The sequence below is a fragment of the Nonomuraea sp. LPB2021202275-12-8 genome, assembly GCF_037044575.1.
Lineage (GTDB): Bacteria > Actinomycetota > Actinomycetes > Streptosporangiales > Streptosporangiaceae > Nonomuraea.
Window position 1 is genome coordinate 14,480 of the sequence record NZ_JBAHWD010000024.1, and the last position, 25,831, is coordinate 40,310.

The 25,831-nt window shown below is 67.6% G+C and carries 36 protein-coding genes; 27 read left to right on the top strand and 9 right to left on the bottom strand.

All coding sequences use genetic code 11. The annotated features are described in order from the left end of the window. Nucleotides 1–129 precede the first annotated feature (129 nt). The 23 genes from rplN (at nucleotide 130) to truA (ending at nucleotide 13,654) form a co-directional block, all read left to right on the top strand. Nucleotides 130–501 (top strand): 50S ribosomal protein L14, encoded by a 372-nt coding sequence (gene rplN, locus V5E28_RS33275; RefSeq protein WP_026214151.1) that lies wholly within the window; start codon nucleotides 130–132, stop codon nucleotides 499–501. Further along, on the top strand, nucleotides 501–809 hold the full coding sequence (gene rplX / locus V5E28_RS33280; protein ID WP_442945907.1) for a 50S ribosomal protein L24: 309 nt from the start codon (nucleotides 501–503) through the stop codon (nucleotides 807–809). The genes rplN and rplX overlap by 1 nt, the downstream gene beginning before the upstream one ends. Continuing rightward, nucleotides 809–1,384 (top strand): 50S ribosomal protein L5, encoded by a 576-nt coding sequence (gene rplE, locus V5E28_RS33285; protein WP_336212885.1) that lies wholly within the window; start codon nucleotides 809–811, stop codon nucleotides 1,382–1,384. Before rplX ends, rplE begins: the two co-directional genes overlap by 1 nt. A 1-nt stretch (nucleotide 1,385) precedes the next feature. Next, entirely contained in the window at nucleotides 1,386–1,571 is a 186-nt protein-coding gene (locus V5E28_RS33290; protein WP_327108828.1) for a type Z 30S ribosomal protein S14, read from the top strand. A 195-nt stretch (nucleotides 1,572–1,766) separates the two neighbouring features. Next, nucleotides 1,767–2,165, top strand: coding sequence for a 30S ribosomal protein S8 (gene rpsH, locus V5E28_RS33295; RefSeq protein WP_336212887.1), 399 nt, complete (start codon nucleotides 1,767–1,769; stop codon nucleotides 2,163–2,165). Nucleotides 2,166–2,181: 16 nt separating this feature from the next. Next, the gene (gene rplF / locus V5E28_RS33300; protein WP_336212889.1) at nucleotides 2,182–2,724 is read left to right on the top strand and encodes a 50S ribosomal protein L6; all 543 of its coding nucleotides are present in this window, start codon (nucleotides 2,182–2,184) and stop codon (nucleotides 2,722–2,724) included. A gap of 2 nt (nucleotides 2,725–2,726) precedes the next feature. Next, a complete protein-coding gene (gene rplR, locus V5E28_RS33305; protein ID WP_336212890.1) occupies nucleotides 2,727–3,110 on the top strand; it encodes a 50S ribosomal protein L18 in 384 nt (127 codons plus the stop codon). A 27-nt stretch (nucleotides 3,111–3,137) separates the two neighbouring features. Then, entirely contained in the window at nucleotides 3,138–3,767 is a 630-nt protein-coding gene (rpsE, locus tag V5E28_RS33310; protein WP_336212892.1) for a 30S ribosomal protein S5, read from the top strand. Between the two features lie 2 nt (nucleotides 3,768–3,769). After that, nucleotides 3,770–3,952: a 50S ribosomal protein L30 gene (gene rpmD, locus V5E28_RS33315; RefSeq protein WP_080043226.1), complete on the top strand. Its 183-nt coding sequence runs from the start codon at nucleotides 3,770–3,772 to the stop codon at nucleotides 3,950–3,952. A gap of 2 nt (nucleotides 3,953–3,954) precedes the next feature. Continuing rightward, nucleotides 3,955–4,410, top strand: a complete 456-nt coding sequence (rplO, locus tag V5E28_RS33320; protein ID WP_336212893.1) for a 50S ribosomal protein L15 — start codon at nucleotides 3,955–3,957, stop codon at nucleotides 4,408–4,410. A 168-nt stretch (nucleotides 4,411–4,578) separates the two neighbouring features. Then, nucleotides 4,579–5,889, top strand: coding sequence for a preprotein translocase subunit SecY (gene secY, locus V5E28_RS33325; protein ID WP_336212895.1), 1,311 nt, complete (start codon nucleotides 4,579–4,581; stop codon nucleotides 5,887–5,889). After that, the gene (locus V5E28_RS33330) at nucleotides 5,889–6,539 is read left to right on the top strand and encodes an adenylate kinase (RefSeq protein WP_336212896.1); all 651 of its coding nucleotides are present in this window, start codon (nucleotides 5,889–5,891) and stop codon (nucleotides 6,537–6,539) included. Before secY ends, V5E28_RS33330 begins: the two co-directional genes overlap by 1 nt. 109 nt (nucleotides 6,540–6,648) lie before the next feature. Beyond that, nucleotides 6,649–7,452 (top strand): type I methionyl aminopeptidase, encoded by an 804-nt coding sequence (gene map / locus V5E28_RS33335; RefSeq protein WP_336212898.1) that lies wholly within the window; start codon nucleotides 6,649–6,651, stop codon nucleotides 7,450–7,452. A 19-nt stretch (nucleotides 7,453–7,471) separates the two neighbouring features. After that, entirely contained in the window at nucleotides 7,472–7,903 is a 432-nt protein-coding gene (locus V5E28_RS33340; protein WP_336212900.1) for a DUF1707 SHOCT-like domain-containing protein, read from the top strand. Between the two features lie 107 nt (nucleotides 7,904–8,010). Then, on the top strand, nucleotides 8,011–8,427 hold the full coding sequence (locus tag V5E28_RS33345; protein ID WP_336212902.1) for a hypothetical protein: 417 nt from the start codon (nucleotides 8,011–8,013) through the stop codon (nucleotides 8,425–8,427). Between the two features lie 339 nt (nucleotides 8,428–8,766). Further along, a complete protein-coding gene (gene infA, locus V5E28_RS33350) occupies nucleotides 8,767–8,988 on the top strand; it encodes a translation initiation factor IF-1 (protein ID WP_012887858.1) in 222 nt (73 codons plus the stop codon). A gap of 24 nt (nucleotides 8,989–9,012) precedes the next feature. Continuing rightward, nucleotides 9,013–9,126, top strand: coding sequence for a 50S ribosomal protein L36 (gene rpmJ / locus V5E28_RS33355; protein ID WP_003956441.1), 114 nt, complete (start codon nucleotides 9,013–9,015; stop codon nucleotides 9,124–9,126). Between the two features lie 215 nt (nucleotides 9,127–9,341). Then, nucleotides 9,342–9,722, top strand: coding sequence for a 30S ribosomal protein S13 (gene rpsM / locus V5E28_RS33360; RefSeq protein WP_336212910.1), 381 nt, complete (start codon nucleotides 9,342–9,344; stop codon nucleotides 9,720–9,722). A 45-nt stretch (nucleotides 9,723–9,767) separates the two neighbouring features. Then, nucleotides 9,768–10,172: a 30S ribosomal protein S11 gene (gene rpsK / locus V5E28_RS33365; RefSeq protein ID WP_020542285.1), complete on the top strand. Its 405-nt coding sequence runs from the start codon at nucleotides 9,768–9,770 to the stop codon at nucleotides 10,170–10,172. A gap of 20 nt (nucleotides 10,173–10,192) precedes the next feature. Further along, the gene (gene rpsD / locus V5E28_RS33370) at nucleotides 10,193–10,819 is read left to right on the top strand and encodes a 30S ribosomal protein S4 (protein ID WP_189126374.1); all 627 of its coding nucleotides are present in this window, start codon (nucleotides 10,193–10,195) and stop codon (nucleotides 10,817–10,819) included. Between the two features lie 102 nt (nucleotides 10,820–10,921). Further along, nucleotides 10,922–11,938: a DNA-directed RNA polymerase subunit alpha gene (locus V5E28_RS33375; RefSeq protein ID WP_138670590.1), complete on the top strand. Its 1,017-nt coding sequence runs from the start codon at nucleotides 10,922–10,924 to the stop codon at nucleotides 11,936–11,938. 147 nt (nucleotides 11,939–12,085) lie between these two features. After that, nucleotides 12,086–12,649: a 50S ribosomal protein L17 gene (rplQ, locus tag V5E28_RS33380; RefSeq protein ID WP_336212916.1), complete on the top strand. Its 564-nt coding sequence runs from the start codon at nucleotides 12,086–12,088 to the stop codon at nucleotides 12,647–12,649. A gap of 117 nt (nucleotides 12,650–12,766) precedes the next feature. Further along, on the top strand, nucleotides 12,767–13,654 hold the full coding sequence (gene truA, locus V5E28_RS33385) for a tRNA pseudouridine(38-40) synthase TruA (protein ID WP_336213080.1): 888 nt from the start codon (nucleotides 12,767–12,769) through the stop codon (nucleotides 13,652–13,654). Here the strand turns inward: truA and V5E28_RS33390 are convergent. The 3 genes from V5E28_RS33390 to V5E28_RS33400 all read right to left on the bottom strand — a co-directional run bounded on the left by V5E28_RS33390 (nucleotide 13,619) and on the right by V5E28_RS33400 (nucleotide 17,499). Beyond that, complete coding sequence (locus V5E28_RS33390) at nucleotides 13,619–15,640, bottom strand: hypothetical protein (RefSeq protein WP_336212918.1); 2,022 nt, start codon at nucleotides 15,638–15,640, stop codon at nucleotides 13,619–13,621. The two genes, truA and V5E28_RS33390, sit on opposite strands and share 36 nt — an antisense overlap. 102 nt (nucleotides 15,641–15,742) lie before the next feature. Beyond that, nucleotides 15,743–16,729 carry a hypothetical protein gene (locus V5E28_RS33395; protein ID WP_336212920.1) on the bottom strand — a complete coding sequence of 329 codons (987 nt, stop codon included), beginning with the start codon at nucleotides 16,727–16,729 and terminating at the stop codon, nucleotides 15,743–15,745. Between the two features lie 23 nt (nucleotides 16,730–16,752). Further along, on the bottom strand, nucleotides 16,753–17,499 hold the full coding sequence (locus V5E28_RS33400) for a CAP domain-containing protein (RefSeq protein WP_336212922.1): 747 nt from the start codon (nucleotides 17,497–17,499) through the stop codon (nucleotides 16,753–16,755). Nucleotides 17,500–17,809: 310 nt separating this feature from the next. On the opposite strand from V5E28_RS33400, the gene rplM reads away from it, so the two are divergent. From rplM to glmM, 3 genes are read left to right on the top strand one after another with little or no spacing between them, the layout of a single operon-like run. Then, nucleotides 17,810–18,253 carry a 50S ribosomal protein L13 gene (gene rplM, locus V5E28_RS33405; RefSeq protein WP_189126367.1) on the top strand — a complete coding sequence of 148 codons (444 nt, stop codon included), beginning with the start codon at nucleotides 17,810–17,812 and terminating at the stop codon, nucleotides 18,251–18,253. Between the two features lie 28 nt (nucleotides 18,254–18,281). Next, nucleotides 18,282–18,803, top strand: coding sequence for a 30S ribosomal protein S9 (gene rpsI / locus V5E28_RS33410; RefSeq protein WP_336212925.1), 522 nt, complete (start codon nucleotides 18,282–18,284; stop codon nucleotides 18,801–18,803). Nucleotide 18,804: 1 nt separating this feature from the next. Then, nucleotides 18,805–20,163 (top strand): phosphoglucosamine mutase, encoded by a 1,359-nt coding sequence (gene glmM, locus V5E28_RS33415; RefSeq protein WP_336212927.1) that lies wholly within the window; start codon nucleotides 18,805–18,807, stop codon nucleotides 20,161–20,163. 43 nt (nucleotides 20,164–20,206) lie between these two features. Here glmM and V5E28_RS33420 read toward each other — a convergent pair whose 3' ends face one another. From V5E28_RS33420 to V5E28_RS33440, 5 genes are read right to left on the bottom strand one after another with little or no spacing between them, the layout of a single operon-like run. Then, on the bottom strand, nucleotides 20,207–20,923 hold the full coding sequence (locus tag V5E28_RS33420; RefSeq protein ID WP_336212929.1) for an ABC transporter permease subunit: 717 nt from the start codon (nucleotides 20,921–20,923) through the stop codon (nucleotides 20,207–20,209). Then, nucleotides 20,923–21,837: an ABC transporter ATP-binding protein gene (locus tag V5E28_RS33425; RefSeq protein WP_336212931.1), complete on the bottom strand. Its 915-nt coding sequence runs from the start codon at nucleotides 21,835–21,837 to the stop codon at nucleotides 20,923–20,925. Before V5E28_RS33425 ends, V5E28_RS33420 begins: the two co-directional genes overlap by 1 nt. Continuing rightward, the gene (locus V5E28_RS33430) at nucleotides 21,834–22,688 is read right to left on the bottom strand and encodes an ABC transporter permease (protein ID WP_336212932.1); all 855 of its coding nucleotides are present in this window, start codon (nucleotides 22,686–22,688) and stop codon (nucleotides 21,834–21,836) included. The genes V5E28_RS33425 and V5E28_RS33430 overlap by 4 nt, the downstream gene beginning before the upstream one ends. Beyond that, nucleotides 22,681–23,589, bottom strand: coding sequence for an ABC transporter ATP-binding protein (locus V5E28_RS33435; protein WP_336212934.1), 909 nt, complete (start codon nucleotides 23,587–23,589; stop codon nucleotides 22,681–22,683). The genes V5E28_RS33430 and V5E28_RS33435 overlap by 8 nt, the downstream gene beginning before the upstream one ends. A gap of 39 nt (nucleotides 23,590–23,628) precedes the next feature. Then, nucleotides 23,629–24,555 (bottom strand): DUF389 domain-containing protein, encoded by a 927-nt coding sequence (locus tag V5E28_RS33440; RefSeq protein ID WP_336212935.1) that lies wholly within the window; start codon nucleotides 24,553–24,555, stop codon nucleotides 23,629–23,631. Between the two features lie 61 nt (nucleotides 24,556–24,616). Here V5E28_RS33440 and V5E28_RS33445 point away from each other — a divergent pair, with 61 nt between their 5' ends. After that, complete coding sequence (locus tag V5E28_RS33445; RefSeq protein WP_336212936.1) at nucleotides 24,617–24,766, top strand: hypothetical protein; 150 nt, start codon at nucleotides 24,617–24,619, stop codon at nucleotides 24,764–24,766. Here V5E28_RS33445 and coaA read toward each other — a convergent pair. Next, entirely contained in the window at nucleotides 24,738–25,655 is a 918-nt protein-coding gene (gene coaA / locus V5E28_RS33450) for a type I pantothenate kinase (RefSeq protein WP_336212937.1), read from the bottom strand. The genes V5E28_RS33445 and coaA overlap by 29 nt on opposite strands. Nucleotides 25,656–25,831 lie beyond the last annotated feature (176 nt).

The following is a 25,831-nucleotide window of genomic DNA, read 5'->3' on the forward strand; positions in this document are numbered from 1 at the left end:
GGGCCTGCTGATCCGGACCTGAAGGTACGGGGGAGCGGTCCGTGGCGCTGTGGCCGGAGGAACAAGACAGCATCGGGTTCCGCCAGGCTCAGCGATTGAGAACCGGCGCGACTAACAGGAGTTAAAAACGTGATCCAGCAGGAGTCGCGGCTCAAGGTCGCCGACAACACGGGTGCCAAGGAGATTCTCTGCATCCGCGTTCTCGGTGGCTCGGGCCGACGCTACGCCGGTATCGGCGACGTCATCGTCGCCACAGTCAAGGACGCGCTGCCCGGCAGCACGGGCGTCAAGAAGGGCGATGTGGTCAAGGCCGTCATCGTCCGCACGGTCAAGGAGCGCCGCCGGCCCGACGGCTCCTACATCCGCTTCGACGAGAACGCCGCCGTCATCATCAAGGACAGCGGCGACCCTCGTGGCACTCGTATCTTCGGCCCGGTGGGCCGCGAGCTGCGCGACAAGAAGTTCATGCGCATCATCTCGCTCGCTCCGGAGGTGCTGTAATGCCGAAGCTGCATGTTAAGAAGGGCGACCTGGTCCAGGTCATCGCCGGCAAGAACAAGGGTGCCAAGGGGCATGTGATCGCCACCTTCCCGCGCGAGGACCGCGTGGTCGTCGAGGGCGTCAACATGATCACCAAGCACCAGAAGGAGACCCACCAGGGTCCGCGCGGCGCCAAGACCGGCGGCGTGCAGACCATGGAGGCTCCCATTCACGTGAGCAACGTGAAGAAGCTCAAGGAAGACAAGCCCGCCGAAAAGCCCGCCGACAAGAAGGCCGACAAGGCCGACGAGACGGGTGAGGACAGCTGATGACTGCCACGACCACTGAGACCGAGCGTCAGACGCCGCGCCTCAAGACGAAGTACCGCGAGGAGATCGCGGCTCAGCTTCGCGAGGACTTCGGCATCGAGAACGTCATGCAGATCCCCGGCCTGGTGAAGATCAAGGTCAACATGGGTGTCGGCGAGGCGGCTCGCGACTCGAAGCTCATCGAGGGCGCTGTTCGCGACCTCACCGTGATCACCGGCCAGAAGCCGGCTGTCGTCCGGGCCCGCAAGTCCATCGCGCAGTTCAAGCTGCGTGAGGGCATGCCGATCGGCGCGCACGTCACTCTCCGCGGTGACCGCATGTGGGAGTTCCTCGACAGGCTGCTGTCGCTGGCACTGCCGCGCATCAGGGACTTCCGTGGCCTGTCGCCGAAGCAGTTCGACGGCAACGGAAACTACACGTTCGGCCTGACCGAGCAGGTCATGTTCCACGAGGTGGACCAGGACAAGGTCGACCGGCCGCGGGGCATGGACATCACGATCGTGACCACCGCGAAGAACGACGACCAGGGCCGGGCGCTGCTCAAGCTTCTCGGCTTCCCGTTCAAGGAGGCCTGACATGGCGAAGAAGTCGCTGATCGCCAAGGCGGCGCGCAAGCCGAAGTTCGACGTCCGGGCTTACACCCGCTGCACCCGCTGCGGGCGTCCCCGCGCCGTCTACAGGAAGTTCGGCCTGTGCCGCGTGTGCTTCCGCGAGATGGCGCACCGGGGCGAGCTGCCTGGCATCACCAAGTCCAGCTGGTAGTTACCCTTGGGGGCGGCGCGTGTCGCCCCCATGGCGGCTGCTGGCCGTACATATCCGTAAATGTCAAAACCAGGGGGCTCTCGTAGAGAGCACCCACGACCGCGCCGAAGGTCCACCGGCAGAGCAGTGCCTGGCAGCAGTGTCAGGTGCTGAAACTTGGCCGACTGGAAACCGCGGCGAGGAAGGCCACTGGCCATGACGATGACCGACCCGATCGCAGACATGCTCACACGTCTGCGCAATGCGAATTCGGCGTACCACGAAAGCGTGTCGATGCCGTACTCGAAGATCAAGGCGCACATCGCCGAGATCCTCCAGCAGGAGGGTTACATCCAGTCTTGGACCGTCGAAGACGCCAAGGTTGGCAAGAACCTCGTGGTGGAGCTCAAGTTCGGACCGACCCGTGAGCGGTCGCTCTCTGGCCTGCGCCGGGTGTCGAAGCCCGGACTGCGGGTCTATGCGAAGAAGGACAACCTGCCTCGAGTCCTGGGAGGGCTGGGCGTCGCGGTCATCTCGACGTCCGCCGGTCTCATGACCGACAAGCAGGCCGGCAAGCGTGGTGTAGGCGGGGAAGTCCTCGCCTACGTCTGGTAGAGGGGAGGAACACAGCATGTCGAGAATCGGACGGCTGCCCATCCCTGTGCCGAGCGGCGTAGACATCACGATCGACGGCCGGGATGTCCAGGTCAAGGGCCCGAAGGGCACGCTTTCTCACAAGGTCGCCGAGCCCATCGCGGTGGACCGCGACGATGACGGCGCCATCGCAGTGACTCGTCCCAACGACGAGAACAAGGTCCGTGCGCTGCACGGGCTCTCCAGGACGCTGATCGCCAACATGGTGCAGGGCGTCACGCAGGGTTACTCCAAGACCCTGGAGATCGTCGGAGTCGGTTACCGCGTTCAGGCCAAGGGCCCGACGCAGCTGGAGTTCGCACTGGGCTTCAGTCACCCGGTCATCGTCGACGCTCCCGAGGGCGTCACCTTCCGCGTCGAGAAGCCGACCCTGTTCCATGTGGACGGCATCGACAAGCAGAAGGTCGGCGAGGTCGCGGCCAACATCCGCAAGTTGCGCAAGCCTGACCCGTACAAGGGCAAGGGCGTGCGTTACCAGGGCGAACAGATCCGCCGCAAGGTCGGAAAGGCTGGTAAGTAGGCATGGCTCCGAAGACTGCGTTCGGCAAGCACACGGCTGCCCGCACCGTCTCGCGGGCCCGCCGTCACCGCCGCGTCCGCAAGAACGTCGTCGGTACGGCCCAGCGTCCGCGTCTGGTCGTCAACCGTTCGACCCGCCACATGTTCGTGCAGATCGTGGACGACTCCGTCGGCCACACTCTGGTGAGCGCGTCCACCATGGACTCCTCGCTGCGCACGCTCGAGGTGGACAAGACCGAGAAGGCCAAGAAGGTCGGCGAGCTCCTCGCTCAGCGGGCCAAGGAAGCCGGGATCACCGCTGTCGTCTTCGACCGTGGTGGCAACCGCTACGCCGGGCGCATCGCGGCTCTGGCGGACAGCGCTCGCGAAGGCGGGCTCGAGTTCTGATATGGCAACTGAGATGAGGAACCACTGATGGCTGCAGCTCCGCGTCGCGGTGGCGGCACCGGTGGCGAGCGGCGGGACCGTCGTGACGATCGCCGCGGTGGCGCCGCCGACAAGGGCGTCTCGTACATCGAGCGCGTAGTGAAGATCAACCGAGTGGCCAAGGTCGTGAAGGGTGGTCGTCGCTTCAGCTTCACCGCCCTGGTTGTCGTCGGTGACGGCAACGGCATGGTCGGTGTCGGATACGGCAAGGCCAAGGAAGTCCCCGCGGCCATCGCCAAGGGTGTCGAAGAGGCGAAGAAGCACTTCTTCAAGGTGCCTCGGATCCAGGGCACCATCCCGCACATCGTGCAGGGTGAGGAGGCGGCCGGTGTCGTCTTCCTGCGCCCCGCCTCGGCCGGTACCGGCGTCATCGCCGGTGGCCCGGTGCGTGCGGTCCTGGAGTGCGCGGGCATCCACGACGTGCTGTCCAAGTCGCTCGGCTCGGACAACCCGATCAACATCGTGCACGCCACCGTGGCGGCTCTGAAGGGGCTTTCCCGCCCCGAGGAGATCGCCGCCCGGCGTGGCCTGCCGATCGAGGACGTCGCGCCGGCCAGGATGCTGAAGGCTCAGCGCGAGGGCATCGCCGAAGCGGCGGCCTCCAGGGCGGTGAGCTAGTCATGGCACGCCTGAAGATCACTCAGGTTCGCTCGAAGATCGGTGGCAAGCAGAACCAGCGTGACTCGCTGCGTTCGCTTGGCCTGAAGCGAATCGGCGACGTCGTCGTCAAGGAGGACCGGCCCGAGATTCGTGGCATGGTCTCCGTGGTGACGCACCTCGTCGAGGTGGAAGAGGTCGACTAGTCATGACTGACAAGGCTCCGCTCAAGATTCACGACCTGCGTCCTGCTCCTGGCGCCAACAAGGCCAAGATCCGCAAGGGTCGTGGCGAGGCGTCCAAGGGCAAGACCGCCGGTCGCGGCACCAAGGGCAGCCGCGCCCGCACGACGGTCCCCCTCGGTTTCGAGGGTGGCCAGGTGCCGCTGCAGAGGCGTCTGCCGAAGCTCAAGGGCTTCTCCAACGCCATGTTCAAGACGACCTACCAGGTCGTCAATCTGGACAGGCTCGGCGAGCTGTTCCCCGACGGTGGCGATGTCACCGTCGAGACGCTGGTCGCCAAGGGCGCTGTCCGCAAGAACCAGCCGGTGAAGGTGCTCGGCACCGGCGACATCTCGGTCGCGGTGAACGTGCAGGCTCACGCCTTCTCGTCCGCCGCGAAGGAGAAGATCGCCGCTGCGGGTGGTTCCGTTACCGAGCTGTAAGAGCCATTACGAGGCGTGGGGGTTCTGACAATGGGCCCCCACGCCCGTAGTGCGTTAGAGTTCGCGAGACAGCAGGATTCTGTCCTGCTCGACTGACCTGAGACTTCAGATGGCAGATCCCCGCACCATCGCATACTCACACCGCCTTATAGGCGCGCAGGAGGGACCGTGCTGACCGCGTTTACCCGGGCGTTCCGGACACCGGACCTGCGCAAGAAGTTGCTCTTCACTCTGGGCATCATCGCGCTGTTCCGTCTCGGCTCGGTTCTTCCGACTCCGGGCGTTCACGTCCAGAACCTGGCGGCCTGTTTCGACCAGGCCCGTACCGGCGACACCGGCAACATCTACGGAATGGTGCAGCTGTTCAGCGGCGGCGCGCTTCTGAAGCTGTCGGTGTTTGCGCTGGGCATCATGCCTTACATCACCGCGAGCATCATTCTGCAGCTGCTCGTCGTCGTGATTCCACGCCTTGAGGCGCTCAAGAAGGAGGGTCAGGCCGGGCAGGCCAAGATCACGCAGTATACGCGTTATCTGACCATCGGCCTCGGTATCCTGCAGTCGACGGCGTTCATCGCGCTGGCGCGCTCCGGCCAGCTCTTCCCGAACTGCCAGCAGGACGTGCTGCTCGACCCCGACAACGTCTTCCAGATCGTCACGATGGTCGTCATCATGACCGCGGGCACGTCCGTGATCATGTGGCTGGGTGAGCTGATCACCGACCGGGGCGTCGGCAACGGCATGTCGATCCTGATCTTCACCTCCGTCGTCTCGATCTTCCCCTCCGAGCTCGCCAACATCTTCCAGGCGAACAAGTTCACCTTCGCCGTGGTCCTGGTGGTCGGCATCTTCATGATCGCGGCCGTGGTCTTCGTCGAGCAGGCGCAGCGCCGCATCCCGGTCCAGTACGCCAAGCGGATGGTCGGGCGCAGGATGTACGGCGGCACGTCCACCTACATCCCGCTGAAGGTCAACCAGGCCGGCATCATCCCGGTCATCTTCGCCTCTTCGCTGCTCTACCTTCCGCAGCTCGTGACCTCGCTGTTCGCCAACGCCGAGAACCCGAACCCGGTCGTGCAGTGGATCTCACAGAACCTGGCCACGGGTGACACGCCCATCTACATGGCCACCTTCTTCCTGCTGATCGTCTTCTTCACGTACTTCTACGTGTCCATCACTTTCAACCCCACTGAAGTGGCTGACAACATGAAGAAGTACGGTGGGTTCATTCCGGGCATCCGCCCGGGTCGGCCGACGGCTGAATACCTGAACTTCGTGCTCACCCGTCTGACCGCGCCCGGCGCGCTCTATCTGGGTCTGATCTCCATGGTCCCGATCGTCGCGCTAGCGGTGGCCGGTGCGAGCCAGAACTTCCCGTTCGGAGGGACGAGCATTCTGATCATGGTTGGTGTCGGCCTGGACACGGTCAAGCAGATCGAGAGCCAGCTGCAGCAGCGTAACTACGAAGGTTTCCTGCGGTAGTGCGTCTCGTTCTGGTCGGGCCCCCTGGAGCGGGTAAAGGGACACAGGCCCAATACATCGCATCGAACCTGTCAATCCCGAAGATCTCGACAGGTGACATCTTCCGTGCCAACGTCTCTGGCGGCACGGAGCTCGGCAAGCTCGCCAAGACGTACATGGACCGTGGCGACCTGGTGCCCGACGAGGTCACCATCGCCATGGTCCGCGACCGCCTCTCCGAGGACGACGCGCAGGACGGTTTCCTGCTCGACGGCTTCCCGCGCAACGTGCCCCAGGCGGAGATTCTCAAGAAGATGCTCGCCGACTGGGGACAGGGCCTCGATCTGGTCCTGGAGCTCGTCGTCGATGACGACGAGGTGGTCAGGCGGCTGGCGGGCCGGCGCACGTGCAGCCAGTGCGGGCGCATCTGGCACGTCGAGTTCGACGACAAGCAGGACGACAAGTGCGACGCCTGCGGCGGCGCGCTGTTCCAGCGCGACGACGACAAGGAAGACACCGTCAGGCACCGCCTGGAGGTCTACCAGGAGCAGACGTCGCCGCTGATCGCCTACTACGCCGACGAGGGCATCCTCGTCGGGGTCGATGCGACCGGCCCGGTCGAAGAGGTTACGCAGCGGGCCATGGATGCCATACGGCCCTTCATAGGTTAGTTGTGACGATCGACTGCGGAGGTGGCACGGGTTCCCGTGCCACCTCGCGGCTATTGTGGGGGAATTGAGCTCCCACGTCTGCCCGTTGAAGTCCCTGGGGGTGCCGTACGTGTTCAAGAGAAACAGGCATGGAATTCAGATCAAGACGCCCGAGCAGCTCGAGAAGATGCGCGGGGCCGGACTGGTGGTCGGGCGCACGCTCGATCTGCTGAGGCGGTCGGTGGAGCCCGGTATGACGCCGCTGGACCTCGACGTCATCGCCGAGAAGGCGATCAGGGACGAGGGCGCGATCCCGTCGTTCAAGGGCTATCAGGGCTTTCCCGCGACCATCTGCGCCTCGGTGAACCACGAGGTGGTGCACGGCATCCCGACGAACGCCCGCAAGCTTCGCGAGGGTGACGTCATCTCCATCGACTGCGGCGCCATCCTCGACGGCTGGCACGGCGACTCCGCGGTCACCATCGGGGTGGGCGAGGTGGATCCCAAGCTGACCGAGCTGATGCGGATCACCGAAGAGGCGATGTGGTGCGGCATCAGGGCGCTCACCGTCGGCCGTCACCTTTCGGACATCGGCTACGAGATCGAGCGTTACGTCAGGTCCCAGGGCCGCTACGGCATCCCGCAGGAGTACGGAGGCCACGGCATCGGCACGGAGATGCACATGGACCCGTGGATCGCCAACCACGGCAAGGCGGGCAGGGGCCCGGTGCTGGAGCCGGGCATGTGCCTGGCCATCGAGCCCATGGTCAACCTCGGTACCGAGCGCACGCGGGTGCTGGCCGACGACTGGACCGTCGTAACGATCGACGGTAAGGCGTCCGCACACTTCGAGCACAGCGTCGCCGTGACACATAATGGTCCTTGGGTGCTAACCGCCCTGGATGGCGGCAAAGAGCGCCTGGCGCAGCCGTAAACGAGCCAGGAGTGGTGGTATGGCGCAGAGCCCCGAAATGCGTGCCTCGGACGTCGATCGCGACAAGGTGGCGGCGGTGCTGCGCGAACACACCGCCGAGGGCCGCATCACGATGGACGAGTTCAACGAGCGGCTCGAACAGCTCTACAAGAGCAAGACCTACGGCGAGCTCGCCCGGCTGACGGCCGACCTCCCGGATGTGGACCTGCGCAACCGTCCCGCCAAGGTGGCGCCGTTACCGCTCGCCAGGCCTTCGGGCATGCATCCGGGTATGAAGGCCGCGTGGAGCGCGTGGGCCGCGGCGAGCGCGATCAACTGGGTGATCTGGCTGATCGTCAGCCTCACAACCGGCGACTTCGTCTATCCCTGGCCGCTGTGGGTCATGGGCCCGTGGGGCGCGATTCTGCTGGTCAGCACCATTTTCGGCAGCGGGCCGCCGCATAGGAAATAGGCGCCTATCTGTGCACTAGTGCGCTTTGCGTATTCCTCCACAGTATGGAATCGCCTGTGTTCCTAACGTAAGCGGTGTTGAGAGAACACCACTCACGGAGGCACCGAATGCGCAAGGTCCTAGCAGCCACCGCCCTCGCCGGTTCGATGGCCCTCACCGGTCTCGCCGTCGCTCCCGCCGCCCAGGCGGCCACCGCCGGCTCCACCCAGGTCGCCACGCAGGCCACCTCGGCCGGCAACTGGGGCAAGTACTACTCCAGCAACAAGAAGGCCTACACCTACGGGAAGACCTGGAAGTCCAACGGCAAGCTCTACACCCACTGGTACGGCAAGGAGTTCACCTCGAAGCGCGGCTACGTCTGGTTCCGTTACGAGTACAAGAACGGCAAGACCGACAGCCACTACTACAGATGGAACGGCTCCTCGGACTCGACCTGGTACAAGAAGAACATCAAGAAGCTCTACACCTACACCTGCTGGGGCGGCAAGCACTCGTACTGCGGCTCCGTCCACCGGATCTACTGATCACCAGCAGTCCACGAAGGCCCGCCGGTCACCCGGCGGGCCTTCCGCCGTGCCGGGGTAGGCTGGTGCCTTCCGGCCGTGCCGTATAGGAAACGCCCCGCCTGGCGGCGGAGATGGCGTGAGGCGGGAAAGTGTTCCGGTAGACTAGGGCATGGTTGTGTCAGGACACCTGGCACGCGTTTCGCGTTCTAGGCTCAGGTGTCGTACACTCCTTAGTCGGCTCACTATGACTATCACGCGTCGGCGACCTTGCCGGTCGCCGCTCTCTTCGAAGCGTGGGGTCGCGGCTGCTTAGTGAACCGGAGCCTCAGACGACCGATCAGTGAAACGCGAGGGATTTTGGCCAAGAAAGACGGCGCCATCGAGATCGAGGGCACTGTGGTTGAGTCGCTCCCGAACGCTATGTTCCGGGTGCAGCTCGATAACGGCCATAAGGTCCTGGCCCACATCAGCGGACGGATGCGGATGCACTACATCCGGATTCTTCCTGACGACCGGGTAGTCGTTGAACTGAGCCCCTATGACCTGAGTCGTGGGCGGATCGTCTACCGATACAAGTAAGACGTCTGAGGAAACCGAAGGACAATGAAGGTAAAGCCGAGCGTTAAGAAGATCTGCGACAAGTGCAAGGTGATTCGCCGGCACGGTCGCGTCATGGTGATCTGCGACAACCTGCGCCACAAGCAGCGTCAGGGCTAGTCGCCGCAAGGCTTCTCCGAGTCCGCCCCAGCAGGGAGCGGGCTCGACGCATGAGGAGCCTGAGACTGTAATCGCGTGCTACACCCGAGCAGGCGTGCCTTGGCGGCACGGACCACTCGGGAGACCCCCGGTCGGAGGCCGGGGCCCTCACCCCGGGCATGGGGAGGGGAAGTGGCGCGCAAGACCTCCGCCACAAAGAAGGAGAATGCCCGACCATGGCTCGCCTGGTTGGCGTCGACCTCCCCCGCGACAAGCGGCTGGAGATCGCTCTCACCTACATCTACGGAATCGGCCGCACCCGCGCCCAGGAGATCCTCCAGGCCACCGGTGTCAGCGGCGACCTGCGTGTGCACCAGCTCTCCGACACCGAGCTCGTCCCGATGCGTGACTACATCGAGTCGAACTTCAAGATCGAGGGTGACCTGCGCCGTGAGGTTCAGGCCGACATTCGTCGCAAGATCGAAATCGGTTGTTACCAGGGCATCAGGCACCGCAAGGGTCTGCCTGTCCACGGTCAGCGCACCCAGACCAACGCGCGCACCCGTAAGGGCAAGAAGAAGACCGTGGCCGGCAAGAAGAAGCCCGGTAAGAAGTAGTCTCCGCAGCCGCGAGACCGAACACCTCAGGAGTTAAGGCAAGCAATGCCTCCTAAGAGCCGTCAGGGTGCGCCCAAGAAGGTGCGCCGCAAGGAAAAGAAGAACGTCGCTCACGGGCACGCCCACATCAAGAGCACGTTCAACAACACGATCGTCTCGATCACCGACCCGAACGGGAACGTGATCTCCTGGGCCAGCGCCGGCCACGTGGGTTTCAAGGGCTCCCGTAAGTCCACCCCGTTCGCCGCTCAGATGGCCGCCGAGAACGCCGCTCGCCGCGCCATGGAGCACGGCATGCGCAAGGTCGACGTGTTCGTCAAGGGTCCTGGCTCCGGCCGGGAGACCGCGATCCGCTCCCTTCAGGCCACCGGCCTCGAGGTGGGTTCGATCCAGGACGTCACGCCGGTCCCGCACAACGGCTGCCGTCCGCCGAAGCGCCGCCGCGTCTGATTCCCAGGAGATATTGAGAAATGGCTCGTTACACGGGCGCGGACTGCAAGCTCTGCCGTCGCGAGAAGACCAAGCTCTTCCTCAAGGGCAGCAAGTGCGAATCCGCCAAGTGCCCCATCGAGATCCGTCCTTACCCTCCGGGTGAGCACGGCCGCGGACGTCCCAAGGAGTCCGAGTACCAGCTTCAGCTTCGCGAGAAGCAGAAGACCCGCCGCATCTACGGCGTCCTCGAGAAGCAGTTCCGCAACTACTACGAGGAAGCCGCGGGCAAGAGCGGAAAGTCGGGCGAGGTCCTGCTCCAGATCCTGGAGAGCCGCCTCGACAACGTCGTCTACCGTGCCGGGTTCGCCCAGTCGCGTGACGCCGCTCGCCAGCAGGTCCGCCACGGTCACATCACCGTGAACGGCAAGAAGGTCGACATCCCGTCCTACCGCGTTCGCGAGCACGACATCATCGAGGTCCGCGAGACCAAGCGCAACCTCCTGCCTTACGAGGTGGCCCGCGCCACCGCCGGTGACCGCACGGTCCCGGCGTGGCTGGGCGTCGTGCCCGAGAAGCTCCGCGTCCTGGTTCACCAGCTGCCGGTTCGCCAGCAGATCGACACCCAGGTCCAGGAGCAGCTCATCGTCGAGTACTACTCCAAGTAGTCGCTCGTCACCTAGTTCGCGTACGGATTCCGTACGCGAACTAGGCTGTTTATCGGAGTGGCGTCATATAGCGGGCGCCACACGAAAAAGGGGAACCCACTCATGCTGATCGCTCAGCGCCCGACTCTTCTCGAAGAGTCGATCGACGACACGCGCTCCCGGTTCGTCATCGAGCCGCTGGAGCCGGGTTTCGGCTACACCATCGGCAACTCGCTCCGCCGCACGCTGCTGTCGTCCATTCCGGGCGCGGCCGTGACGAGCATCCGGATCGAGGGCGTGCTGCACGAGTTCTCGACCGTTCCCGGGGTCAAGGAAGACGTCACCGACATCATCCTCAACCTCAAGGAGCTCGTCGTCTCCTCCGAGCACGACGAGCCGGTCGTGATGTACCTGCGCAAGCAGGGGCCGGGTGAGGTCACCGCCGCCGACATCGCGCCGCCCGCCGGTGTCGAGGTGCACAACCCCGAGCTGCGCATCGCCACGCTCAACGGCAAGGCGAAGCTCGAGATGGAGCTGACCGTCGAGCGCGGCCGCGGTTACGTCTCCGCCGCTCAGAACAAGCAGCCGGGCCAGGAGATCGGTCGCATCCCGATCGACTCCATCTACTCCCCGGTGCTCAAGGTCACCTACAAGGTCGAGGCGACCCGAGTCGAGCAGCGTACCGACTTCGACCGTCTGATCCTCGACGTCGAGACCAAGCCGGCCATGAAGCCCCGCGACGCGGTGGCCTCCGCCGGTAAGACCCTCGTCGAGCTCTTCGGCCTGGCCCGCGAGCTCAACGTCGAGGCCGAGGGCATCGACATCGGCCCGTCGCCGACCGACGCGGCTCTGGCCGCCGACCTGGCGCTGCCGATCGAGGAGCTCAACCTCACGGTCCGCTCCTACAACTGCCTCAAGCGCGAGGGCATCCACACCGTGGGTGAGCTCGTCGCCCGCAGCGAGCAGGACCTGCTCGACATAAGGAACTTCGGCGCCAAGTCCATCGAAGAGGTCAAGCAGAAGCTCCACGAGATGACGCTGGCCCTCAAGGACTCCCCGCCCGGGTTCGACCCGAGCGCGGTGGCCGGTGGCGGTTACGACGACGACGACAGCGCGTACGTCGAGACCGAGCAGTACTGACCCCGCGAGGGCTCCGGCCCTCACGACCCCTCGCCGGGCGGCCTGCCCGCCCGGCGCGGGGACACTGACGGCCGCGTCGCCTGACGCGGCCGGCCCGACTCCGGTACCTGGTACGGCCGGGGCGGGTGAACTCACAAGGAGAGAGCAATGCCCAAGCCCACCAAGGGCGCGCGTCTTGGCGGCAGCCCGGCGCACGAGCGGCTGATCCTGGCGAACCTCGCCACGGACCTGTTCCGTCACGGCAAGATCCGCACCACGGTGACGAAGGCCAAGCGCCTCCGCCCGCTTGCGGAGCGCCTGATCACCAAGGCGAAGAAGGGCGACATCCACAACCGTCGCCAGGTGCTCACCGTCGTCAAGGACAAGGGCGTCGTCCACCACCTCTTCACGGAGATCGCGCCGACGTTCGCCGAGCGTCCGGGCGGCTACACCCGGATCACCAAGATCGGTGCGCGTAAGGGCGACAACGCCCCCATGGCGGTCATCGAGCTGGTGTCCGAGCCCCTGAACCCGGTCAGCGTCTCCCGCACCACCCCGGCCGCGGAGACCGCTCCGGCGACCGAGGAGAAGGCTCCGGCCGCCGAGGAGACCGAGGCAGCCGAGGCCAAGGACACCAAGGACACCGAGGCCGCGGAGGCCAAGGAGACCGAGGCCGCGGAGGCTCCCGCTGAGGAGACTCCCGCCGCCGAGGCGAAGAAGGACGAGGCCTGATCCGTTCAGGCCACCAGAATCGGGCCCGGACCCCCTCCACGGGGGGCCGGGCCCTTTTCGTATGGATGGGGGCTTGGTGCGCGGTAGCGTCCGTTGAGTCCGGTGACTTTCTGGAGGATGATCGTGGTACGGCTCCGACTCGACCTCGGCTATGACGGGAGCGGGTTCTCCGGGTGGGCCAGGCAGCCCGGCCTCCGTACGGTTCAGGGGGAGATCGAGCAGGCGCTCGGCAGGATCCTGCGGCTCGCCGAGCCGCCCGTGCTCACGGTGGCGGGGCGTACGGACGCGGGCGTGCACGCCCGGGGCCAGGTGGCGCACGTCGATCTCGTGGACGAAGCGCTCGCCGAGCTCGACGGGAACCGGCCCGGGCAGCTGAGCGTGGATGAGCGGCTCTCTGCGCTCGTGCGGAGGCTGGGGGGAGTCCTGGCCCCGGATGTACGTGTCTTCCGGGTCTCGGTGGCTCCTGAGGGCTTCGACGCCCGGTTCTCGGCCATGTCCCGGCGCTACGCGTACCGGGTGAGCGACGCCGTGGGAGGCGTCGACCCGCTGCGCCGGCAGGAGGTCGTCTGGCACAACCGGCCGCTCGATCTGGGCGCGCTCAACGCGGCCGCCGCCCGGCTGCTGGGCGAGCATGACTTCGCGGCGTTCTGCAAGAAGCGCGAGGGCGCCACCACGATCAGGGAGCTGCAGCGGCTCGACTGGGTGCGGGAGGAGAGCGGGGTGCTTGTCGCCACCGTGGTGGCCGACGCGTTCTGCCATTCGATGGTGCGGGCCCTGGTCGGCTCCCTGCTGGCCGCGGGTGACGGGCGGCGGCCGGTCGAGTGGCCGGGGCAGGTGCTGGCGAAGGCCGTACGGGACTCGGGGGTGCATGTGGCGCCCGCGCACGGCCTGTGCCTGGAAGAGGTGAGTTATCCGCCGGTGGCCGAGCTCGCGGCGCGAGCGAGCGCCACCCGGCGGGTCCGGACCCTGTCAGTCCTCGGTGATGCGGCGCTCGAGGACCAGTGACGTCTGGTCGCGGAAGGCGCTGCTGACCTTGATGAGCGTCTTCTCCTTGGCGGCCGGGGTGTGGCCGTCGGCGTGGGTGGCGTAGCTGAACACGATGTAGCGGCCCCAGACCAGGCCGGCCGCGTAGCCGCCCGCGATGTGCACGCGGTCGCCGCCCGTCCCCGGCGATCCGGGCAGGCCGCGGAACCAGAGGTTGCGGCTGAGGTTCTTGGCCTCGTCGGCGCGCAGGGCGGCGTCCTTGCTCGGGAGTACGGCGATGCCGGTCGTCACGGCCCAGCGGCGCTTGGCGTCGACGTACGTGGCGCGCACGACGCGGCTGCACTTCTGCTCGCGCAGCGCCTCTGCGAACGGGCCGGAGGCCGCCTCCTCGCAGCTCGCCGCGACGTCGGACTTGACCCTGGTGAACACGGCGCCCGCCGCGCTCACCTTCTTCTTGGGGAACGCCTCCGTCAGCGACAGCTTCTTCGGGTCGGTGATCTCGGAGTTGAGCAGGGAGGTGCCGACCGGCTCGGCAGGGGTGGTGACGGCGGGGGCGGCGGTGGGGGTCGCCGCCGGAGGAGTGACGGGAGGCGCGGCCTCGGGCGTGCCGACCGACCTGACAGCGAAGAAGCCACCTGTCGCGACGCCCGCCAGCACCAGCACGCCCAGCGTGGCGAACAGCGCTCGCTTGCTCTTGCCCGGCTGCTTGACCGGCAGCGGAGCGAACGGCGGCTGCCTGAACGCGCCCGGCAGGAGCGTGCCGGCGGCCTGCGGCGGGGGTTCGGTGGGAGTGGCGCCGCCGGGAGGCAGCGCGAGTGCGGGCTTGTGGCCCCAGACTTCCGGGCTGAACGGGAGCTCGGGCAGCTTGTCCTGCTGTGGGGGGTCCTGCTCGGGCGGGGTGGGCGGCCAGACCGGGATGTCGCCGGGCTCGGCCAGGTTGCCGGCGTCGGCATTGTGCTTGGGGTCGAACAGCGGCGAAGGGGGCAGCTTGGGGCCCGGTGTCGGCGTGACCCTGCCCGCGGGCGGCAGGGACTTCCTGGCGCCCGCGGGGGGCGCGGTCTCCTCCGTGTCGGCCGGCACCGGGGCGCTGAACGCCGCGATGGTCTCTCCGGTGCTGTAGGCGGGCGGGCCCGGCGGCCGGGATGCGGAAGGCGGGAGCACCGGGTGCGGGTTCGTGGCGTTCGGGTCGAACGGGGGCGGTGCGGTGGAAGGGCCGGTCTGTGCCGGACCGGCGTCAGGCGTGGCGCCGTGGGCGGCCTCGTCGCTCTCGGGCTCCAGCTCGCCGGTCGCGGCCGGCCAGGGCGGCATGGCGGGCGGGTCGGAGACGGGCGCCGGCCACACCTGCATGCCCGCCGCGGCTGCCGTGAACGCCGGTGGCGGCTCCCACCGGGGCGCGCCGGGGACCACGGGCTCCGCGGGCCAGGCCGCTTCGGGGCCGGCGGTCGCGTCGAGATCCGTGCCCGTCACCGGCGGCTCGTCCGCGCCCTCCGGCCCGGCGAACCAGTCATACGGCGCGGCGTCGCCCTCCCGCACCTCCCACGGCTGCGCGCCTGGGAAGGCCGGCAGCGCGGGAAGGTCCCCACCGCCGGTCGGAGACCATGCCGCGGCAGCGGGGACTTCGCTCTCGGCCGGCGGCCAGGCGGGTGGACGGCCTTCGGCTCCGGCGGGCGGCCAGGCAGCGGCGTGGGAGCCGCCCTGCGCGGGCGGCCAGGCGACGGCCGGGCGGGTCTCGCCCTCCGGAGTGCGTGGCTCGTCCTCGACCGAAAGCCATGCCTCGGCGGGAGGGGAGTCGTCCTCATGCCGTGGCCGCGCGTCCGCCGATCGGGACTCGCCCTCGACCGACAGCCACCCCTCCGCCTCTTCGACGGAGGGTGGCTCGGGGTATGACTGTGGGACGCGCCGCTCGCCGGACGGCCGCTGGCCGAAGCTCGGTGGCGGCGTCGAAGGTGCCGCCGAGTCGTCGGTTTCCCTACGCTCGTGCTCAGACCCGGGTCCCTGGCCACGCATAAGGGGAGCCTAGCGAGAGTCGCTAGATCGTTCCGGCGGTATGGGCGTTCCCGGCCGGATCGATCGTCCTGTTTGCGGGCTTATTCAACTGGAAGGGCGATATCAGGCCGCGCGAGTGCCCGTCAGCGTCCGGGCGTCGAGCGCCTTGAAGACCGTCGCCTTGGTGATGTCGTCGGCCGCCTGGAAGAGCCGCTTCGATCCGTTCTTGTCAGGCTTGATCCCGTCCTTGTTCTGGAACCAGACCAGAACGGCGTAGTGGCCGTGCGTCCACACCTTCGCGCCGCCGCTGCCCGAGCCGAGGAACTTGGTGACCTCGTCCTTGCCCGCCAGAGGCTTGACGTAGTCGGCCTTGCCGGAGGCCTTGGCGACCTTGGCGGCGCTCTTGCTCGTCTTGAGATTGGCCACGCCGACCGTGCCGATCACCTTGCCGGACTTGTCGCGGAAGCTGGCCCGCATCATCTGGGTGCACTTGCCGGCCTTGAGCTCCTTGGCGATCTTCTCGCCGAGGACGCCGTCGGCGCACTTCTTGTCCTTGCTGGTGATGGTCATCTGGTAGGCGCGACCCGACACGGTGAGCTTCTTGGCCTTGAACAGCTCCTTGACCGTGAGCGGGTCGGGGTCCGTGCTGCGGTCGGCGGCGTAGCCGAACTTGCCGGGAGGCGCCGACGGGAGCGGCGCGGAGGTGCGGCGGGCCGCGTCCGTGCCGGTGGCCGACGGATCGTCGGCGTTCCACATCACCGCGAGGCCGGCGCCGAGGAGGCCCAGCACCACGAGGCCGCCGAGCGTCACCCAGAGCGGGCCGCGAGAGCGGCTGCCCTCGTCGTAGGGGCTCCACATCTTGCTGGTCGGCCCGGTCTCCGTGCGCTCGTCCGCCTTGGCCTCGGTCCGGGGGCCGGAGGCCGGGCCCGGTGCGAGGCCGTAGGGGGGCGCGCCGGGCGTGGGCGTGGGCGTGGGCGTGGCCGGCGCGTTGTCGGCCGGGGTGAAGGCTCCGGCGAAGGAGCCGGCGTCCTCCTCGGCCGCCCTGCGCTCCTTGCGCGAACGGCGGGGGGTGCTCTCCGTGCCGTTTTCACGTTCCTTGGGAAAACCCATGCGCAGACATTACCGTGCGCTGGTCACGAACGTCCGAAGTCCTGGGTCCACCAAGGACCGTCCGGGCCGGACACGACGCCGACGCCGATGGCCTTGAACTCGCAGTTGAGGATGTTCCGGCGGTGGTCGGGACTGTCGAGCCAGCCGCTCAGAGCCTCGTCGGCGGACAGATAGCCGCGGCCGATGTTCTCGGCGGCGCCCGCGTAGTAGCCGGCGCGCTCCATCCGGTGCCACGGCGTCGAGCCGTCGGGCGACTCGTGGGTGAACTGGCCTGAGCGGGCCATCTCCACCGAGTGCGCGCGGGCGGCCCTGCTCAGCCGTCCGTCAGTCCTGAGCGGACCGCATCCCCGCCTGGCCCGGGCGGCGTTGGTGAGGCGGACGACCTCGGACGCCGCGCCCGGCATGTTCTTGACCTGCTGTTCGTCGCCGAGCGTGCGGATGGGGTCCTCGGCGGTGTAGCCGGGGATCTGGTCGGTGGAGGTCCTGGTCGGCTTGACGCTGGTCCTGGTGCGCGGGGCGATCGAGCTCGTCTGCCTGGGCACCCGTTCGGCCAGCGGCTGCGCCTTCTTCCTGGCGGGGGCGGCGGCCTTCGCCGTGGGGGAGGGCGTGGCCTCGTTGAGGTAGATGTGGCCGGCGGGCACCGGGTCCCCGGCCATGCGGCCGAGCAGAACTCCGGTGAACAGCGCCGCCATGAGGCAGGCCAGCAGACCCAGGTGGTTCCGGCGCCGTGCGCTCCGCTGGGTGTGCCGGGTGTGAAAACTCTGCCACATACCGCCACCAACGATAGGGATGTCGGGTCGTGGTAAAGAAGGGGGGCCAGGGAACTGAAATCGAACCGTTCTGTGGTCAGGTAGACTCAGCCAGGGTTACCGGTCTTTTGACCAGCGTCCGCAAGGGCGGGTAACCTAATCGTTCGTTGTGTGCATAGGTCCAGCGTGACCGATGCGCGGCGCGTCCGGCGTCATCTCCCATCACTTGAGGAGACGGAAGGTCCGGGCCGTCGTGTGCCCGCACCGACCGACCCCAGCGCTGCCGCATCCGGCAGCGCGCCGAAGACGCGAGCATAAGAAGGCTACGACCGTGCGCACGTACTCACCGAAGCCCGCCGACGTCCAGCGTCAGTGGTACGTCATCGACGCGACCGATGTCGTGCTGGGCCGGCTGGCCAGCCACGTCGCGATCCTGCTCCGCGGCAAGCACAAGCCGATCTTCGCCAACCACGTCGACACCGGTGACTTCGTCATCGTCATCAACGCGGACAAGATCGCGCTCACCGGCAACAAGCTGGAGCAGAAGAAGGCCTACCGCCACTCGGGCTACCCGGGTGGTCTGCGTTCCGTGAGCTACGGCGAGCTCATGGAGAAGCGGCCGGACAAGGCCGTCGAGAAGGCCGTCAAGGGCATGCTGCCCAAGAACTCCCTCGGCCGGAAGATGGCCAAGAAGCTGAAGGTCTACGCGGGTTCCGAGCACCCGCACCAGGCCCAGCAGCCGGTGCCGTTCGAGATCACCCAGATCGCCCAGTAGTAGTCCGAGAAAGAGTTAGAGGAGAACCGTGGCTGAGCCCACCGGTGTCGAGACGGCCGTCGAGGCCGAGGTGGAGGAGTTCTCCACCGAGGAGTTCCCTTCCGAGTACACCACCGAATCCACCGCAAGCGCTGACGCTCCCGTGCGTAAGCCCATCACGACGGGCAACTCGTACGGCACCGGTCGCCGCAAGGAGGCGATCGCCCGCGTGCGCATCGTCCCCGGCACCGGCAAGTGGACGATCAACGGTCGTTCGCTGGACGTCTACTTCCCGAACAAGGTCCACCAGCAGATCGTCAACGAGCCCTTCGTGGTGCTCGGCGCCGAAGAGGCGTTCGACGTCATCGCGCGCATCGACGGTGGCGGCGTGACCGGTCAGGCCGGCGCGCTGCGCATGGGCCTGTCCCGTGCGCTGACGGCTCTGGACGTCGAGACCAACCGTGCGCCGCTGAAGAAGGCCGGCTTCCTCACCCGTGACGCCCGCGCCACGGAGCGGAAGAAGTACGGCCTCAAGAAGGCCCGTAAGGCTCCGCAGTACAGCAAGCGCTAAGTTGGCGCGGCTTTTCGGCACCGACGGGGTGCGTGGGGTCGCGGGTCGCGACCTCACGGCCGAGATCGCCATGGCCCTTTCGGTCGCGGCGGCTCACGTCCTCGGCGATGCAGGCGTGTTCGCCGCTACCGGCTCAGGCCGAAGGCAGAGGCCGGTAGCGGTCGTAGGCCGGGACCCGCGTGCCTCGGGAGAGTTTCTCGAGGCCGCTGTGGTCGCCGGCCTCGCGTCGTCCGGAGTGGATGTGCTGCGCCTCGGCGTGCTGCCCACTCCCGCCGTCGCCCACCTCACGGCCGCGCTTGGCGCCGATCTCGGCGTCATGCTGTCGGCCTCGCACAACGCCGCGCCGGACAACGGCATCAAGTTCCTGGCCAGGGGTGGCTTCAAGCTGTCCGACGCGGTCGAGGACGAGATCGAGCGGCGGATCGGCGAGGACTGGAGCAGGCCGGTCGGCTCGGCCGTCGGCCGGGTGCGTGACGCCTACGGCGAGGCCGACCGCTACATCTCGCATGTCCTGACGACCGTGAACGGGCAGCTCGACGGGCTGAACGTCGTGGTCGACTGCGCCCACGGCGCCGCGCACATGGTCGCGCCCGAGGCGCTGCTGCGTGCGGGGTCCAGGGTGGAGGCGATCGGGGCCAGGCCCGACGGCCTCAACATCAACGCCGGCTACGGCTCCACCCATCTGGACAAGCTCCAGCAGGTGGTCGTCTCACGGGGCGCCGACATGGGCATCGCCTACGACGGCGACGCCGACCGCTGCCTGGCGGTCGACCACACCGGCGCCATCGTCGACGGTGACCAGATCATGGCCATCCTCGCGGCCGACATGCACGCCAAGGGCAGCCTGGCCAAGGACACCGTGGTCGCGACCGTGATGTCCAACCTGGGCTTCAAACTGGCGATGCGCGAGGCGGGCATCAACGTGATCGAGACCGCCGTGGGCGACCGCTACGTGCTGGAGCGGATGAAGTCCGAGGGCTACAACCTGGGCGGCGAGCAGTCGGGGCACGTCATCATGCTCGACCACGCCACCACGGGCGACGGCCTGCTCACCTCCCTCCACCTGCTCTCGGTGGTGGCGAACTCGGGCAGGTCACTCAGGGAGCTGGCGTCGATCATGACGCCGCTGCCGCAGATCCTGATCAACGTCAAGGACGTGGATCGGGGCAAGTCCGCCGCGGACGAGCTCACGGTCGCGGTCGCGGAGGCCGAGGCGGAGCTCGGAGAGACGGGCCGGGTCCTCATCAGGCCGAGCGGCACCGAGCCGATGATCCGCGTCATGGTGGAGGCCTCCTCGGAGGACCAGGCCACCAAGGTCGCCGAGCGCCTCGCGGAAGTGGTCCGGGTCGCCTGCGTCTGACGTCCACTCCGGGTGCGGGGGGTTCCCCGCACCCGGAGTGCGGTCACTCGTCGCCGGTGAGGGAGAAGGCGCGTAGCCGCAGGCCGGCCCAGAAGAGCGAGCCGACCGTGACGATGATCAGTGCCGGTACGGCGAAGCCGAGGGTGACCTCCGTCGTCAGGAACGGCGAATCGGAGATCTGGTCGGCGATCGCCTGCCCCCACTGCTGGATGGAGAACTTCTGGGCGCCCTTGATGAAGCCGCCGACGAGGGTCTCCCAGACCAGGGCGTAGATGACGCCGATGGCGACGGCGTGCCGGGTGATGACGCCGAGCAGCAGGAAGACGGCAGCGTAGGCGATGCCCGCCACCAGGACCCCGACGGTGAAGCCCGCGGCGATGCCGTCCTCGTTGCGGACCAGAAGCCAGGCCGCGACGTAGGTGGGAACGGCGGCGAACAGGGCCAGGACCGACGCCGCCACCAGGAACTTAGTCCCGGCGATGACCGGCCGGGAGATCGGCTTGGACAGCAGGTGGATGATGGTGCCGTCGTCGATCTCGGGGGCGATGACGCCGGTGCCCGCGATGAGCCCGAGCAGCGGGAGCATGGTGGCGATGGCGAAGTTCTCCATCAGCAGCAGGGCCGAACGCTGATCGGTGCTGCCCACGAGGCGGAGCAGGATGGCCAGGCCGATCAGGCCGAGCGGCAGCAGGAGCAGCAGGATGATCCTGCGCCTGCCCAGCAGCGCCCGGTAGGTGATGCCGGCGACCACGGTGTTCATCAGGTGCTCCTGGTTATCAGGTAGGCGAAGACGCTCTCCAGGTCCTCGTCGGCGGGGGACACCTGGTGCAGCCGGACGCCCTCGGCCCGGGCGACGCGGGGGAGTAGCTGGGCGAACCGGCGGAACTCGGCGGCCTGGACCTCAAGGCCGTCGGGACCCAGCGTGACGCCACCTGCCGAGCTGTCGAGGATGAGGGCGGCGGCCAGCTTGCGGTCGTCGCTGGACCGGATCTTGAACAGGTGCGGCCGGTCCGTCATCAGGCGGCGGATCTCGCGGAAGTTGCCCGAGGCCGCGTGCCTGCCGGCCACCAGGACCTCGATCTGCTGGGCGACGCGCTCGACCTCTTCGAGGATGTGCGAGCTGAACAGGATCGTCTTGCCCCCGGTGCCCATGGCGCGGATCAGGTCCATCAGGTGCATGCGCTGGCGGGGGTCCATGCCGTTGAAGGGCTCGTCCAGCAGGAGCACCGGCGGGTCGTGGACGAGCGCGGCGGCGACCTTGACGCGCTGGCGCATGCCCTTGGAGTAGGTCTCGACGCGCCGGTCCTTGGGCTCTTCCATCTCGACCGTCGCCAGAGCCTTGCGGGCGGCCTCGACCGGATCGGGCAGGCCGTGGAGCCTGGCCGCCGACAGGACGAACTGCCAGCCGGTCAGGAAGCCATACACGCCCTCCCGTTCCGGGACTAAGCCGATATTTCGGTAGATCTGATGGTTCTTCCACACCTGGGTGCCGTCGAGCGTGACCGTGCCGCCGGAGGGCGCCAGGAAGCCGGCCATCATGTGCAGGAGCGTCGACTTGCCGGCGCCGTTGGGACCGAGCAGGCCGGTGACGCCGGGCCCGATCGTCATCGTGACATCGTTGACCGCCACGACGTTGCCGTACCAGCGCGAGACCTGAGAGAGCTCGATCTTCACCGCGAGGCAGCCTTTCGGTAGCGCAGCGACAGGACTGCCAGGGCGGCGGCGATGAGCGCCACCACCAGGACGGCGGGGACGGGCCCCCCGGGATAGTCGCCGTCGGCGTGCGAGGGGGTGCCGAACAGCGCGGCCTGAACGGCGTCGACCAGCCAGAACGGGTTGGCGAGCCACGCCCACCGCGCCGCCGCGTCGTAGCCCGACATCGACAGCGTGCCGTAGATGACCGGGACCGCCGCGGAGCACAGCAGGTAGGCGGCGATGACGGAGGCGACGCCGAGGCCGCGCCTGGGCGTGAGCGAGGCGATCGCCAGGCCGAAGGTGGACAGCAGCAGCGCCAGGACCAGGGCCATGGCCAGCGCGCCGAAGAACTCCCCGGTCAGCGGCGGCCCTTCGAGGTCGATCAGCAGCTCACCCACGTAGATGAGCGTGAGGGGCGCCGCGACCAGCAGGAACAGCGCCACGGTCATCGCCGCGACCTTGGCGCCGACGTACTCGCCGATCGCGATGGGCCGCGACAGGTAGAGCGGCAGCACCTTGAAGCGCAGGTCGGGGGCGACGACTGTGGGCGCCTGGGAGGCCAGGAAGATCGCCACGACCGCCTGCATGATGACGGCGAAACCGCTGTAGGGCAGTCCGCGCTCCTGGACCAGCGCCATCAGCGCGATCGACACGATGGCCGGCAGCAGCATGATGGTCGCCAGGGCGAACGGCATGATCTTGCTGCGCGCGGTGCGGCCCAGGCCGAAGATCCCGCGCAGGCTGTGCACGGCCAGAGCCAGTGTCGCCTGGCCGCGGCCGAGGCGCGGGCCGTCGTAGTGGCGGTAGCCGATGTCGTAGATCTCAGACATTGGCCGCCTCCTCCCTGAAGACGTCCTCGATGCGGTGGCGGCCCTGCTCCAGGCGGATCAGGGCGAGGTCCAGGTCGGCGGCGGCATCGCGGACGGCGTCGAACGTCTCAGGACCGAGGACCTTGACCACCAGCAGGCGGCCGTGCGGGGTGACGGTCTGGCCGAGCGAGGTCAGGCGCTCCGCGAGCGGCTGCGCACCCTCCTCCACCTCCACCGTGACGGTCTGCGTGGCGTGGGTGAACTCGGCGATGGCCGAGGAGCGCAGCAGCCGCCCGGCGTCGATGACGATGACGTGGTCGCAGACGCGCTCCAGCTCGCCGAGCAGGTGCGAGGTGACGAGCACGCTGATGCCGAACTCGGTGCCGATGCGCCTGATCAGCGTCAGCATCTCGTCGCGGCCGCGCGGGTCGAGCCCGTTGGTCGGCTCGTCGAGGAAGATCAGCTTGGGGTCGTGCACGAGCGACTGGGCCAGCTTGACGCGCTGCTTCATGCCGGTGGAGTAGCCGCCGATCGCGCGGTAGCGCTCCTCGGCCAGGCCGACGTGGCGCAGCACGTCGGCGGCGCGCTCGCGGGCCGCCGTGCGCGGCAGTCCGGACATCCGGGCCAGGTGGACGACGAGCTCGGTGGCGGACACGTCAGGGGGCAGGCACTCGTGCTCGGGCATGTAGCCGACGAACCTGCGGATCTGCGACCCCTGCGTGGCCACGTCCAGGTCGAGCACCTTGGCGGTGCCCTCGGACGCCGGCAGCAGGCCGAGCAGGATCTTGATCAGCGTCGACTTGCCCGCGCCGTTCGCCCCGACGAGGCCGGTGACGCCGGATCCGACGGTGATCGTGAGCCGGTCGAGCGCCGTGACGGTGGGGAAGCGTTTGGTCAGCCCCTCGGTGGCGAGGATGTGCATGCCCGGACCCTACCCGCAGGGACGTGGGCACGGCCTCGGTCAAAGGGATGAACGGTGTCCTACCTGAGGCCAGAATCTGCGCTGGACCCACAGGGTGAGGGTGCCGGAGATGACCATCCCCGCGATGTTCAGGAAGAGCTGGGAGACACCGCCCGCGACCTGTGGCCACACACCGAGCGCCAGCGCGACGCCGGCGTAGCCGGCCGCGGGGACCGTGGTGACCGAGATGAACACCCCGATCAGGGCGGAGGACTTGCCCGCCGTGATCGACAGCACCCCCGCCACGCCCGCCAGCAGGGCGACGATGAACGACCAGCGGTCGGGCGTGACGATGAAGGACAGCTCACCGTGGGTCCGCAGGTTCGCGGTGGTGATCCAGCCGAGCCGGTACATGATCAGCGCGACGGCGAACGTCACCGCGATCGCCAGGGCGAATCCCACGACCAGGGTCCTGATCGCGCCGACGACCAGGTGCCGCGGGCCGAACAGCAGGCCGAAGCAGACGGCCGAGACCGCGCCGAACTCCGGGCCGAGCACCATCCCGCCGATGGTCAGGATGGTCGAGTTCTGCAACACGCCGATGCCGGCGAGCAGCGTGGCGATCGTCATGAACACCAGGTACGCCCAGCTGACGCGGGAATCGGCCTGCGCGTCCTGCGCGAGCTCCGCCCAGACCACCGCGTCGTCCGGCTCGCCGGAGACCTCCTCCTCGGCCTTCTCCGCGACCCTGGACAGCGCCAGGTCGAGCTCCTGGGCGGCGATCGAGCCCACTTCCGCCAGCCACTCGAGCCGCGCCAGGACGTCGTTGGCCGACTCCCTGGCGATGTCGCAGAGGATCAGGTCGCCCTGTGGCTCGCGGGCCGCGCCGGCGAGGACGGCGATGTTGGTGACTCCTGGGCAGGTGTCCAGCACCGCCAGCACCTCGCCGGTGCGGTCGCTCGGGCTGATCAGTCGCAGATGGAGCATCCGGTCATTGTCACCGAACGGGGCCGTCGATCGGACGTTGAATCTTCATTGACTCTGGTCCGTGAAGCTGCCGTTCATGCAGATGTACAGGTGCCACGATGACGGTGAGGACTGCTGGTTCGCCGGCATCGACGATCAGGGGTGTGCCGGCAGGTTCGCGACCTACCTGTTCGAAGAGGTTTTCAGGTTCGGCGAAGCCGTACCCGCCTGACGGAGTGGTCGGAGCCCTTGTGCATGACGAGGGCGGCGCGGCCGCGGGTGGGGGCGATGTTGTCGATCAGGTTGCGCTCGTTGATGTCGCGCCAGATGTTGACCGCGAAGGCGGTCGCCTCTTCGTAGGACAGCTCGGCGATGTGGCGGAAGTAGGACTTGGGGTCCTCGAACGCGGTGCGGCGGAGCTTGTGGAAGCGGTCCACGTACCAGTTGCGGATGTTCTCGACCTTGGCGTCCACGTAGATCGAGAAGTCGAAGTAGTCGTTGACCGCCAGCGAGGTGGGCGGGGCCGGCTGGAGGACGTTGAGCCCTTCGATGATCAAAATGTCCGGACTTTTCACGATCTGTGCTGCGCCGGGGACGATGTCGTACTCGAGGTGACTGTAGACCGGCGCCCGCACCTCGGGCGCGCCCGCCTTCGCCTCGGCCACGAACCTCACCAGCGCCCTGCGGTCATAGCTCTCCGGGAAGCCCTTCCGGTGCATGATCCCCTTGGACTCCAGCACCGCGTTGGGGTAGAGGAAGCTGTCGGTCGTGATCAGCTCCACGTGCGGATGCTCGGGCCACCTGGCCAGCAGGGTGTGCAGCAGTCGCGCGGTCGTGGACTTGCCGACCGCGACGCTGCCCGCGATGCCCAGAATGTACGGAACGCGCTGCTCGGGATGGCCGAGGAACGCGCTGAGCACGCTGCTGCGCTGCTTGGAACCGGTGAAGTGCAGGTTCAGCAGCCGCGTCAGCGGCAGGTAGATGTCGGTGACCTCGGTGAGGTCGATGGGGTCGTCGACGCCTCGCAGCTCTTCGAGCTCTTCCGCCGTGAGAGTCAAGGGCGTGTTCTTGCGGAGTTCGCTCCACTGCTCCCTGCTCAGTTCAACGTAGCCGTTGTTCACCTTGGCAGCGTAGCGACGGGTCCCAAACCGGGCGCCGGGCGGGGGTGGACGGAGATATCCACAGGCTGTGGACAAAAACGGGGGATTACCGATACTCAGTTCGGGGAACAGGGGGCGTCTGCCCGAATCGTCGGTATGCCGGGATGACTGCGGATACTGTTCCGGTAGGCAGCGCC

Excerpts from the sequence above, each read along its gene's own strand:
- rpsE (WP_336212892.1), top strand. The coding sequence starts at position 3,138 with ATGGCTGCAGCTCCGCGTCGCGGTGGCGGCACCGGTGGCGAGCGGCGG.
- rpsK (WP_020542285.1), top strand. The coding sequence starts at position 9,768 with ATGCCTCCTAAGAGCCGTCAGGGTGCGCCCAAGAAGGTGCGCCGCAAG.
- V5E28_RS33340 (WP_336212900.1), top strand. The coding sequence starts at position 7,472 with ATGGCGCAGAGCCCCGAAATGCGTGCCTCGGACGTCGATCGCGACAAG.
- rpsH (WP_336212887.1), top strand. The coding sequence starts at position 1,767 with ATGACGATGACCGACCCGATCGCAGACATGCTCACACGTCTGCGCAAT.
- V5E28_RS33290 (WP_327108828.1), top strand. The coding sequence starts at position 1,386 with ATGGCGAAGAAGTCGCTGATCGCCAAGGCGGCGCGCAAGCCGAAGTTC.
- V5E28_RS33345 (WP_336212902.1), top strand. The coding sequence starts at position 8,011 with ATGCGCAAGGTCCTAGCAGCCACCGCCCTCGCCGGTTCGATGGCCCTC.
- rpsD (WP_189126374.1), top strand. The coding sequence starts at position 10,193 with ATGGCTCGTTACACGGGCGCGGACTGCAAGCTCTGCCGTCGCGAGAAG.
- rpmJ (WP_003956441.1), top strand. The coding sequence starts at position 9,013 with ATGAAGGTAAAGCCGAGCGTTAAGAAGATCTGCGACAAGTGCAAGGTG.
- rplE (WP_336212885.1), top strand. The coding sequence starts at position 809 with ATGACTGCCACGACCACTGAGACCGAGCGTCAGACGCCGCGCCTCAAG.
- V5E28_RS33375 (WP_138670590.1), top strand. The coding sequence starts at position 10,922 with ATGCTGATCGCTCAGCGCCCGACTCTTCTCGAAGAGTCGATCGACGAC.
- V5E28_RS33430 (WP_336212932.1), bottom strand. The coding sequence starts at position 22,688 with ATGTCTGAGATCTACGACATCGGCTACCGCCACTACGACGGCCCGCGC.
- rpmD (WP_080043226.1), top strand. The coding sequence starts at position 3,770 with ATGGCACGCCTGAAGATCACTCAGGTTCGCTCGAAGATCGGTGGCAAG.
- rpsM (WP_336212910.1), top strand. The coding sequence starts at position 9,342 with ATGGCTCGCCTGGTTGGCGTCGACCTCCCCCGCGACAAGCGGCTGGAG.
- rplR (WP_336212890.1), top strand. The coding sequence starts at position 2,727 with ATGGCTCCGAAGACTGCGTTCGGCAAGCACACGGCTGCCCGCACCGTC.
- V5E28_RS33440 (WP_336212935.1), bottom strand. The coding sequence starts at position 24,555 with ATGCTCCATCTGCGACTGATCAGCCCGAGCGACCGCACCGGCGAGGTG.
- V5E28_RS33400 (WP_336212922.1), bottom strand. The coding sequence starts at position 17,499 with ATGTGGCAGAGTTTTCACACCCGGCACACCCAGCGGAGCGCACGGCGC.
- rplX (WP_442945907.1), top strand. The coding sequence starts at position 501 with ATGCCGAAGCTGCATGTTAAGAAGGGCGACCTGGTCCAGGTCATCGCC.
- rplQ (WP_336212916.1), top strand. The coding sequence starts at position 12,086 with ATGCCCAAGCCCACCAAGGGCGCGCGTCTTGGCGGCAGCCCGGCGCAC.
- rplF (WP_336212889.1), top strand. The coding sequence starts at position 2,182 with ATGTCGAGAATCGGACGGCTGCCCATCCCTGTGCCGAGCGGCGTAGAC.
- V5E28_RS33420 (WP_336212929.1), bottom strand. The coding sequence starts at position 20,923 with ATGAACACCGTGGTCGCCGGCATCACCTACCGGGCGCTGCTGGGCAGG.
- V5E28_RS33390 (WP_336212918.1), bottom strand. The coding sequence starts at position 15,640 with ATGCGTGGCCAGGGACCCGGGTCTGAGCACGAGCGTAGGGAAACCGAC.
- truA (WP_336213080.1), top strand. The coding sequence starts at position 12,767 with ATGATCGTGGTACGGCTCCGACTCGACCTCGGCTATGACGGGAGCGGG.
- rplO (WP_336212893.1), top strand. The coding sequence starts at position 3,955 with ATGACTGACAAGGCTCCGCTCAAGATTCACGACCTGCGTCCTGCTCCT.
- V5E28_RS33395 (WP_336212920.1), bottom strand. The coding sequence starts at position 16,729 with ATGGGTTTTCCCAAGGAACGTGAAAACGGCACGGAGAGCACCCCCCGC.
- V5E28_RS33435 (WP_336212934.1), bottom strand. The coding sequence starts at position 23,589 with ATGCACATCCTCGCCACCGAGGGGCTGACCAAACGCTTCCCCACCGTC.